The sequence below is a fragment of the Arenibaculum sp. genome (assembly GCF_035998295.1).
Lineage (GTDB): Bacteria > Pseudomonadota > Alphaproteobacteria > Azospirillales > Azospirillaceae > DASYHS01.
Window position 1 is genome coordinate 1 of record NZ_DASYHS010000028.1, and the last position, 9,064, is coordinate 9,064.

Consider the following 9,064-nt stretch of genomic DNA (forward strand, 5'->3'; position numbering starts at 1 on the left):
GACCCTCGCCGTCGGGGTGCGCGAATTCGGATTCGACCGCCAGAACCGCCCCTACTCGATTCGCGCCCGAACCGCCACCAAGCGGGAAGGGGCTCCGGACCAGATCTTCCTGACCGACCCCGAGGGCGAGATCACGAACGAGGACGGCGCCTGGCTCACCGTGACCGCGCGGAGCGGCCGCTGGGACGAGACGAGGGAGCTGCTGTTCCTGTCCGGCGACGTCCGATTCCACCACGGTTCGGGCCTCGAATTCGCGACCGAGGCGGCCACGGTGGACCCGGGCGAGAGTGCCGCCTGGGGCGACCGCTTCGTGACCGGGCAGGGGCCTTCGGGCGAGCTGCGGGCCCCCGCCTTCCGCGTGCTTCCGGGCGGCCGGACGGTCGTTTTCCCCGGTCCGTCCCGTCTTCTGCTGCCGCCGTCCGCAACGCCTGCCGACCACGGCGGAAATACCGTGTCCGTAGCGGAACCGCCGGAGACATAACTCTTCATTAACTAAAATCGGGCTTTCCTTCTGGAGGCACGCGGCTCTGGTTCGCTTCACCCGCCCCGCCCCTCTGGAAAAGGAACCCACCGGTGATGTTCAGGGCTTTGACTTCGGCCGCAGTCGTTTCCCTGGCGCTGATGGCGCCCGCCCAGCCGATGGCTCAGCCGACCGCCGCCGCTACGGTCTCCGCCCCGGCCCCGGCCTCCCTGCCGGCTGCGCTGCAGGCCGACGAGGGCCTGGAGTTGCTGCGCGACGTCCTGGCGCGCGTCCGGGAGAACTACGTGGAGCCCATCTCCGAGCGCCAGCTCGTCGAGGCGGCCCTGACCGGCATGATCTCCGCGCTCGACCCGCATTCGACCTTCCTCGACTCCGACCGCTTTCGCGACATGCGGATGAAGACGAACGGCGAGTTCGGTGGCCTCGGCGTCCAGATCCGCGTCGATGGCGGGATCGTCAAGGTGCTCTCGACGGTGGACGGGGCGCCGGCGGGCCGCGCCGGCATCCGCGCCGGCGACGTGTTCACCGGTCTGGACGGCGTGCCGCTGGCCGGCCGCGAGAGCGCCGACGTGATCAAGCGCCTGCGCGGCAACCCCGGCTCGAAGATCCTGGTCACCGTCAGCCGCGACGGCGGCGCGCCCTTCGACGTGACGCTGACCCGCGAGACGATCCGCACCGAGCCCGTGAGCGCGCGCGCCATCGGCAGCATCGGCTATGTCCGCGTGAAGAACTTCGACCGCCGGACCGGGCCGGACCTGGCCGCGGCGATGGAGAGGCTGCGCGCCGACATCGGCTCGTCCCTGGCCGGGTTCGTGCTCGACCTCAGGAACAATCCCGGCGGGCTGGTCACGCAGGCGGTCGAAGTCGCCGACGCGTTCCTGGAGTCGGGCAACATCGTCTCCACCCGCGGCCGCGGCGGGGTCGAGATCCGGCGCTACGACGCGCGTCCCGGGGACCTCGCCGGCGGCCTGCCGGTGATCGTGCTGGTCAACGGCGGTTCCGCCTCCGCCTCGGAGATCGTGGCCGGCGCGCTGCAGGACCATGGGCGTGCGGTCCTGCTCGGCGAGCAGACCTTCGGCAAGGGCTCGGTCCAGACCATCATCCCGCTCGGCAGCGGCGTCGGCATGAAGATGACGACCGCGCGCTACTACACGCCCTCCGGCCGGTCGATCCAGGCGGTCGGCATCGTCCCCGACATCGGCGTCCGCCAGGGCAGGATCGAGCTGGTGGCCGACGCGCCGCGGCGGCGCGAGGCCGACCTGCCGGGCGCGCTCGGCAACGACGCGCCGCCGGCCGAGCGCCGGCCCCTGCTGGAGCTTGCCGCCGAGACCGTGGCGGGCGGCGAGGGCGGCTCCGACTTCCAGCTCGAGCGCGCCGTCGACCTGCTCGTCGGCTCCACCTTGTTCAAGACGCCCGCCGACCAGCGCATGGCGGTCCAGACGGTCCTTCCCGCGCGTCTGGCCGGGGCCGCCGGCGCCGGTTCCTGAGCCGCCGGCTCAGGCCATCCCCATCCACCGCTCGGCCCCGCGCTCCGCGCGGAGCGTACGGTCGAGGAAGGCGAAGAGGTCCCGGTCCGACCGGGCCTTGACGCCTTCGTCGCGCAGGATGTGGTAGCCCCGCGGGCTGACCCTCATGCCCAGCACCAGCGCCCGCGTCAGCGGGCCGCGCATCTCCATGCCGCTGCGCGCGTCGCGGACCCGCCCCTCCGGATCGACCTTGAGCGCGCAGGGGCCGAGCCCGATCCCGACCTTCCGCCGCTCCCGGTCGGCGCCGTCCCACTGGTGCCAGGCGCCCTCGTAGATGCGCAGCATCACCGGCGAGCCGCCTTCCTCCAGCTCGCGGGCCGCCTCGCGAGCGCGCGGGACCGGCACGTTGGCGTCCAGCTCGCCCAGCAGCATCGCGACCGGCGCGCCGGTCGTCCTCGGCTCGTCGAAGCTGACGACGCAGGGGCCGTAGAACGAGACATGGGCGGCGAAGCGCAGCCCCTCGTCGCCGAACACCTCGCAGATCTGCCGGTAGGCCGCCAGCTTCGCGATCATGCCTCCATAGGAGAAGCCCACGACGGCGATCCGCTCCGGATCGACCGCGGGGTGGCGCGCCAGCGCGCGGAGCGCGCCGAAGCAGTCCGCCAGCAGCATGCTCTCGGTGACGCGCAGCGCGCGCAGGGTGTGGTTCTCCGGCGCCTTGCGGGCGGCGAACCCGTCGACCACCAGCGCCACGTAGCCGCGGCGCGCCAGTTCCGAGGCGTAGGCCAGCTCGCGCTCCGCGATGACGCCGCCCAGCCCGTGCATCAGCACGACCGCCGGCAGGCTCCGGTCGGCGGCGCAGGGCTCGGGCAGCGCGAGCACGGCTTCGACCTGGACCGGCGCGACGCGCCCGCGCCGCGAGGCCATGTCGCGCATCACGAACGGGCTGAGGGAGGGGAAGCGTATCGTCGATATCGAGATCATGGGACCCTTCGCGTTGATCCCGCGACCGGCCCGGGGCGCGGCGCGGCGGCACGTTCTCTGCTACTTGGCTAAACGCATCCGCGGGCGATTCGTCACGGTCGCAGGTTGCAGGGACCTTGGACGCCCTCCCAACCGTTGTCGGAGATGTCCGGGGCCGCCCCGCCCCCTCCACCGTTTCCGGATCAGGTATCTTGTCCACTTCGGCAGACGTGTCGCCCCACTACACCCACGGCGAGATCCTGGCCGTCCTCGCCGGCGTCATGCTCGCGATGATGCTGGCCGCCCTCGACCAGACCATCGTCGCCACCGCGCTGCCGACCATCGCGGGGGAGCTCGGCGGTCTCGACGAGCTGTCCTGGATCGTGACCGCGTACCTGCTGACGACGGCCGCGACGACGCCGCTCTATGGCAAGTTGAGCGACCTGTACGGGCGCGGGCCGGTGATCCGGACCGCCATCGTGCTCTTCGTCATCGGCTCGCTGCTGTGCGGCTTGTCGCGCACCGTCGGCGAGCTGGTCTTCTTCCGGGCCATCCAGGGCCTGGGCGCGGGCGGCCTCATGACGCTCGCCTTCACGGTGATCGCCGACGTGGTGGCGCCGCGCGAGCGCGGCCGCTACCAGGCCTACATCAGCAGCGTGTTCGTGCTCGCGAGCGTCGCCGGGCCGGTGCTCGGCGGCTTCCTGACCGAGCACGCGAGCTGGCGGTGGATCTTCTACGTCAACCTGCCGATCGGCATCGCCGCCTATGTGATGACCGGCCGCCCCCTCGACCGGCTGCCGCCGCCGACGCGCAACCCGCGCATCGACGTCCCCGGCGCCGTCCTGGTCGCTGGCTCCGTCACCTGCCTGCTGCTCGCGCTGCTCTCGGGCGGGACCGAGGCGCCCTGGCTGTCGTGGCGCATCCTCGGGTTGCTCGCGGCGGGCCTGGCGCTCGGGGCCGCGTTCGCGATCCGGGAGCTGCGCGCGCCCGAGCCGATCATCCCGCCGCGCCTGTTCCGCGGGCCCGTGTTCACGACCGCCTGCGCCGCCGCGACGATCGCGACCATGGTGATGCTGGGCGGCGTCACGCTGCTGCCGCTGTACCTCCAGGCCGTGGTCGGGGTCAGCGTCAGCCAGTCCGGGATCTACCTGCTGCCGCTGATGGTGGGCATCATCGCCAGCGCGGTCCTGGTCGGCCGCGTGGTCGCGGCCACCGGGCGCTACCGCCTCTTCCCCGGCCTGGGCCTCGGCATCGCCGGGACCGCCTTCCTCCTCTGGGCGATCGCGGGATGGGACGAGCCGGGCGGGCCCCTCGTCGTCTTCCTGCTGGTGGTCGGCCTCGGCCTGGGCATGGTGATGCCGGTCCTGACCCTGTCGGTGCAGAACGCGGTCGAGCGCGGCGACCTCGGCGCCGCCACGTCGTCGCTGGCCTTCTTCCGCACGATCGGCGGCGCCTTCGGCGTCGCGCTGCTGGGCGCCGTCCTGACCAACGACGTCGAGCGCCGGCTGGTGGGCAGGGTCGCGGCGTCCCAGGTCGACGCCCTGCTCGACCAGGGCATCCTGTCGGGAGAGCCGTCCCGCATCCTCGCCATGAGCCGGCCGGTCCGGGCGATGGTGATGGACGCCTTCTCGGCCTCCTACGACCTCGTCTTCGCGACCGCCGGCTTGCTGTGCCTGCTCGGCCTGCTGATCGCCGCCTTCCTGCGCGAGCTGCCGCTCGCCCGCCGGCCCGGCGGGCAGGCGAGGGGCGCGGGCTGACCCCTGACCCCTGACCCCTGACCCCGGGGCCGGCCTCAGCGCCGGCCGCCCTCGTCGCCTCCCCCGGTACGGCCGGAGGCCTGCTCCGCCGTCCGCGTCAGCAGCTCGGTGACCCGCTGGGTGAACTCCATCACCTGCTCCGTCTGCGCGCGGGCGAGGCGGGTCTGCACTTCCAGCAGCTCCGCCGGTCCCCGTGCGCCGGCGAAGTCGCGCCACGCCGTGAACGTGGTCTGCGCCATCTGCTGGGCGAAGGTCGTCGCCTCGGCAAGCACGGACTGGTAGCCCGAGAAGGCGATCGCCGCGATCTCGGCGGCGTTCTGCGTCCCTCTCGGGCCGCCGGCCTGGCCACCCGCCTGGGCCCGGGCGGCCTCGCCGGCGCGCCGGCGCGCCTCCTCGATCGCCGCCGTCGCGGCCGCTGTCGCCTTGCTGGCCCATTCCGCCGCGCTCGCGGCCGGATCGGCCTGCGGTTCGGCCTTGGCCTCCTTGGCGGGTTCCTCGTCTCCCGCCGCGGCGGCCGGCTCGCGCTCCTGTGCCTTGTCCTGCTGCTGCGTGGCCTTGGAACCCTGGTCCTGCCGGCCGCCTCCGGTCTTGCGTCCTCCGTCCCGCGTCGCCATGACGTATCCTCCGTCCGTGTCGCCTTCCGCCGGCGGTTGCCGGCTATGCCCTTTGCAACAGCCCTTCTACGGGCTACGTTGCGGCCCGGCGGTTCCGGGCGGAACCATCAGAGGTAACGCCCGTTATGGAGGCGCCCGAAGCCACGACCTTTTTCGCCGGGGCAGACTCTTGCCCGATCCCTCCAGGAGAACAGGATGGACACTCTTTCGGTCCGCGCCGCGTATCGTCGGTACGCCAAGATCTACGACGTCGTCTTCGGCGGTGTGTTTGCATTCGGGCGGCGGGCTGCCATCGAGAGGATGAATCGGCGGGGCGGGCTGCGCATCCTGGAGGTTGGGGTCGGCACCGGGCTGTCCCTGCCGTTCCACCGCTCGGACAACCGGGTGGTCGGGATCGACCTCTCGCGTGAGATGCTGGACGTCGCGCGCAAGCGCGTCGACCGCATGGGGCTGACGAACGTCGACGGGCTGTTCGAGATGGACGCCGAGCGGCTGGCCTTCGCCGACGACAGCTTCGACGTCGTGGTCGCGATGTTCGTGATGACGGTGGTCCCCGACGTCGCCCAGGCGATGCGGGAGCTGGAGCGGGTGTGCCGTCCCGGCGGCGAGGTGTACATCGTCAACCATTTCGCCTCCGCCCGTCCGGGAATGCGCCGCACGGTCGAGCGCGGCATGGCCCGCTTCTCGCGCAAGCTCGGCTGGCGGCCCGACTTCTCGATGCAGACCCTGTTCGAGGAATCGCCGCTCGAGGTCCAGGAGGTGCGCACCCTGCCGCCGCTCGGCCTGTTCAGCCTGATCCAGTGCCGCAACGAGGCCGCGGCTCGCCTGTCCGCGGAAGGCGGACGCGGCGTCGCATAAGAGGGAGAGGGAGCGTGTTCGAAGGCTTCACCCTCGAGACCGTGGAGCTTCCCGACGCGACGCTGCGCGTGCGGCACGGCGGGTCCGGCCCGCCGGTCCTGCTGCTGCACGGCCATCCCCGCACGCACGCGACCTGGTGGCGGGTGGCGCCGCTGCTGGCGTCCTCCCACACCGTCGTCTGCCCGGACCTGCGCGGCTTCGGGCGCTCGTCCAAGCCGCAGGACACGCCCGACCACGCCGGTTCGTCGAAGCGCGCCAAGGCGGCCGACTGCGTCGCCCTGATGCGCCGTCTCGGCTTCGAGCGGTTCGCGATCGTCGGCCACGACCGCGGCTCCTACGTTGCCTTCCGCGCCGCGATGGACCATCCCGGGTCGATCACGCGCCTCGCCGTCCTGGACGGGGTGCCGATCGTTGAGGCGCTGGAGCGCTGCGACGCCCGCTTCGCCCGGCTCTGGTGGCACTGGTTCTTCTTCGGCCAGCCGGACAAGCCGGAACGCGCCATCCTCGCCGATCCGGACGCCTGGTACGGCGGCTCGCCCGAGGCGATGGGGGCCGAGGCCTACGAGGACTTCAGGGCCGCGATCCACGACCCGGCGACGGTCCACGCCATGATGGAGGACTACCGCGCCGGCCTCGGCATCGACCGGGCGCACGACGAGGCCGACCGGCGGGCGGGCAGGACGGTCGCGTGCCCGACGCTGGTCCTGTGGTCGTTGCGCGACGACCTCGAGACGCTCTACGGCGACGTCCTCTCGGTGTGGCGCCCCTGGGCGCCACACCTGCGCGGGCGCGGCCTCGACTGCGGCCACCACATGGCCGAGGAGCTGCCCGGCGACCTCGCCCGCGAACTGCTGGCCTTCCTCGGCTGAGCGGGCGCGAGCCTACGCGGTAACCACTTCCCGACACCGCCGGGATGGCGCTTTTCGCCTTCCGCGGCTTGTCCCGTTTGCGCGGGGGCGAAGAGGGTACCCTGTCTCAATAGAGGAAGCCGCGCCCGCGCGATGCCATTATCTGGCTCGTCGCGGCGTCGTCCGCGTCCCGTTCCCCAGTGCCGAGAGACATGCGCAAGCCCGAACCGCCCCCGTCCAGCCTTCCGCCCCATGCGGGCTTCCTGCGCCGCCTGATGGTCGGCGGCTTCTGGACGACCGTCGACGCCTGGGCCACGGAGGCGGCGAACCTGGTCGTGTTCCTGGTCCTGGTCCGGCTCCTGGCGCCGTCGGAGTTCGGCATCGTCGCGATGGCCGCCGTCTTCGTGATGCTGGCGTCCGACCTCGGCGCCTTCAGCGTCACGCAGGTGCTGATCCAGCGCCGCGACCTCCAGCGCGGCCATGTCGACGCGGTGTTCCTGACGGTGCTCGGCCTGTCCGTCGTCGGCTTCGCGCTCGTGCTGGCCGGGGCGCCGCTGGCCGCCGCCGTCTATGGCGAGCCGCTGGTGGCCGAACTGCTGGTCTGGCTGAGCCCGGTCATCGTGCTGAACGCGTTCACGGCGGTGCCGATCGCGCTGCTGACGCGCGACATGCGGTTCGGCACCCTGGCGATGCGCTCCTTCGCCATGGTCGTGACGAGCGGCGCCGTCGGCGTATCCCTGGCCGTGCTCGGCTACGGCCCGTGGGCGCTGGTCGCCCAGGCGCTGACCAAGTCGGCGGTCAGCCTCGTGGTGCTGATGGGCGCGACCGGCTGGCGGCCGGGCTGGCGCTGCGGGCGCGGCCATCTCCGCGACGTGCGCGGCTACGTCCTCGGCACCTTCGGGACGCATGTGGTCGGGGCGGCCGAGCGACACGTGGTCCAGTTCCTCCTCGGCCTGCTGCTCGGCTCGGCGGCGCTCGGCTACTTCAACGCCGCCCAGCGGCTGGTCGAGATCCTGGTCCGCCTGTTCATCGTGCCGGTCAGCCAGCTCACCATGCCGGGCTTCTCGACGGTCCAGGCCGATCCGGCGCGGGTGCGCGCCCTGCTGGAAGGCGGCGTCCGCGTGACCAGCCTGATCAGCTTCCCGGCCTTCGTCGGCGCAGCGGTGGTCGCACCCGACCTCGTCGGGGTGGTCCTAGGCGAAACCTGGCTGCCCGCGGCACCGGTGCTGGCGATCCTGGCGCTGCGCGGCCTGGGCTCGACCTCGGCCTTGCCGGGGGCGTCGCTGCTCTATGCGCTCGGCCGGCCGCACTGGCTGCTCGGGATCAACGCCGCCAGTCTCGCCGCCGGCACCGTCGTGCTGCTCGTCGCCGCGCCGTTCGGCGTGGCCGCGGCGGCCGCCGGCGACCTGCTGCGCTTCCTGGGCTGCCACTGCTCCCTGATCGCGGTCGCGGTCGGCCGCCTCACGGGGGTGCGGCCGACGGAGCAGGTGCGCCTCGTGCTGCCCAGCCTCGCCGCCGCCGCCTTCATGGCCGCCTGCGTCCTCGCCTGGCGGTCGTTCGGCCCGGCGACGGACCCGGCGACCTCGCTGGCGAGTTCGGTGGCCGTCGGCGTCGTCGCCTACGCGCTCGCGAGCCTGGTCGTCAACCGTGCGCTGCTGCGTCGGGCCGCCGGCCTCGTGCTGGGCGTCGGAGGCGCGGCGCGGGCCTGACCCGCGCCCCGGCGCGGCAATTATGGATAGGGCCGAACGAACCCTATTGCCTTTCTTCGTGTTTCATTCGTTGAGCCGGAATGTCGGCAGGTTGATCCGCCGGGCCCGGCCGGGAGCACGGCATGAGGACGCGCGAGGCGCTGAGGCAGGTCGTCCGCCTGACGAACGACGCCGTGATGATAACGGCGGCGCATCCGCTCGACGAACCCGGCCCGGCCATCGTCTATGTGAACGAGGCCTTCGAACGCCTGACCGGGTACGGCGTCGGGGAGGCGCTCGGGCGCTCGCCGCGCTTCCTCCAGGACCCCGGGACCGACCCCGAAGCCCGGCGCCGGATCCGCCGCGCGCTCGAGGAACAGGAGCCGGTC

9 protein-coding genes are annotated in these 9,064 nt (G+C 72.6%); 7 read left to right on the top strand and 2 right to left on the bottom strand.

Annotation, left to right across the window (positions count from 1 at the left end):
• Both lptC and VGO20_RS02600 read left to right on the top strand, forming a co-directional pair.
• A partial coding sequence (gene lptC / locus VGO20_RS02595) for an LPS export ABC transporter periplasmic protein LptC (RefSeq protein WP_327500724.1) occupies positions 1-481 on the top strand: 481 nt, incomplete at its 5' end.
• Between the two features lie 95 nt (positions 482-576).
• On the top strand, positions 577-1,968 hold the full coding sequence (locus VGO20_RS02600) for a S41 family peptidase (protein WP_327500725.1): 1,392 nt from the start codon (positions 577-579) through the stop codon (positions 1,966-1,968).
• Between the two features lie 9 nt (positions 1,969-1,977).
• On the opposite strand, the gene VGO20_RS02605 is transcribed toward VGO20_RS02600, so the two are convergent.
• Positions 1,978-2,931: a dienelactone hydrolase family protein gene (locus VGO20_RS02605; RefSeq protein WP_327500726.1), complete on the bottom strand. Its 954-nt coding sequence runs from the start codon at positions 2,929-2,931 to the stop codon at positions 1,978-1,980.
• Between the two features lie 191 nt (positions 2,932-3,122).
• Here VGO20_RS02605 and VGO20_RS02610 point away from each other — a divergent pair, with 191 nt between their 5' ends.
• Positions 3,123-4,667 (top strand): MDR family MFS transporter, encoded by a 1,545-nt coding sequence (locus tag VGO20_RS02610; RefSeq protein WP_327500727.1) that lies wholly within the window; start codon positions 3,123-3,125, stop codon positions 4,665-4,667.
• Positions 4,668-4,702: 35 nt separating this feature from the next.
• On the opposite strand, the gene VGO20_RS02615 is transcribed toward VGO20_RS02610, so the two are convergent.
• Positions 4,703-5,281, bottom strand: a complete 579-nt coding sequence (locus VGO20_RS02615; protein WP_327500728.1) for a phasin family protein — start codon at positions 5,279-5,281, stop codon at positions 4,703-4,705.
• A gap of 195 nt (positions 5,282-5,476) precedes the next feature.
• Between VGO20_RS02615 and VGO20_RS02620 the strand changes: the two genes are divergently transcribed.
• The 4 genes from VGO20_RS02620 to VGO20_RS02635 form a co-directional block, all read left to right on the top strand.
• A complete protein-coding gene (locus tag VGO20_RS02620) occupies positions 5,477-6,139 on the top strand; it encodes a class I SAM-dependent methyltransferase (protein WP_327500729.1) in 663 nt (220 codons plus the stop codon).
• Between the two features lie 14 nt (positions 6,140-6,153).
• A complete protein-coding gene (locus tag VGO20_RS02625) occupies positions 6,154-7,008 on the top strand; it encodes an alpha/beta fold hydrolase (RefSeq protein ID WP_327500730.1) in 855 nt (284 codons plus the stop codon).
• Between the two features lie 191 nt (positions 7,009-7,199).
• A complete protein-coding gene (locus VGO20_RS02630) occupies positions 7,200-8,696 on the top strand; it encodes an oligosaccharide flippase family protein (RefSeq protein WP_327500731.1) in 1,497 nt (498 codons plus the stop codon).
• A 122-nt stretch (positions 8,697-8,818) separates the two neighbouring features.
• On the top strand, positions 8,819-9,064 hold a 246-nt coding region (locus VGO20_RS02635), incomplete at its 3' end, for a PAS domain-containing protein (RefSeq protein WP_327500732.1).

Coding starts and splice junctions, on each gene's coding strand:
- VGO20_RS02620 (WP_327500729.1), top strand. CDS start 5,477: ATGGACACTCTTTCGGTCCGCGCCGCGTATCGTCGGTACGCCAAGATC.
- VGO20_RS02605 (WP_327500726.1), bottom strand. CDS start 2,931: ATGATCTCGATATCGACGATACGCTTCCCCTCCCTCAGCCCGTTCGTG.
- VGO20_RS02600 (WP_327500725.1), top strand. CDS start 577: ATGTTCAGGGCTTTGACTTCGGCCGCAGTCGTTTCCCTGGCGCTGATG.
- VGO20_RS02630 (WP_327500731.1), top strand. CDS start 7,200: ATGCGCAAGCCCGAACCGCCCCCGTCCAGCCTTCCGCCCCATGCGGGC.
- VGO20_RS02615 (WP_327500728.1), bottom strand. CDS start 5,281: ATGGCGACGCGGGACGGAGGACGCAAGACCGGAGGCGGCCGGCAGGAC.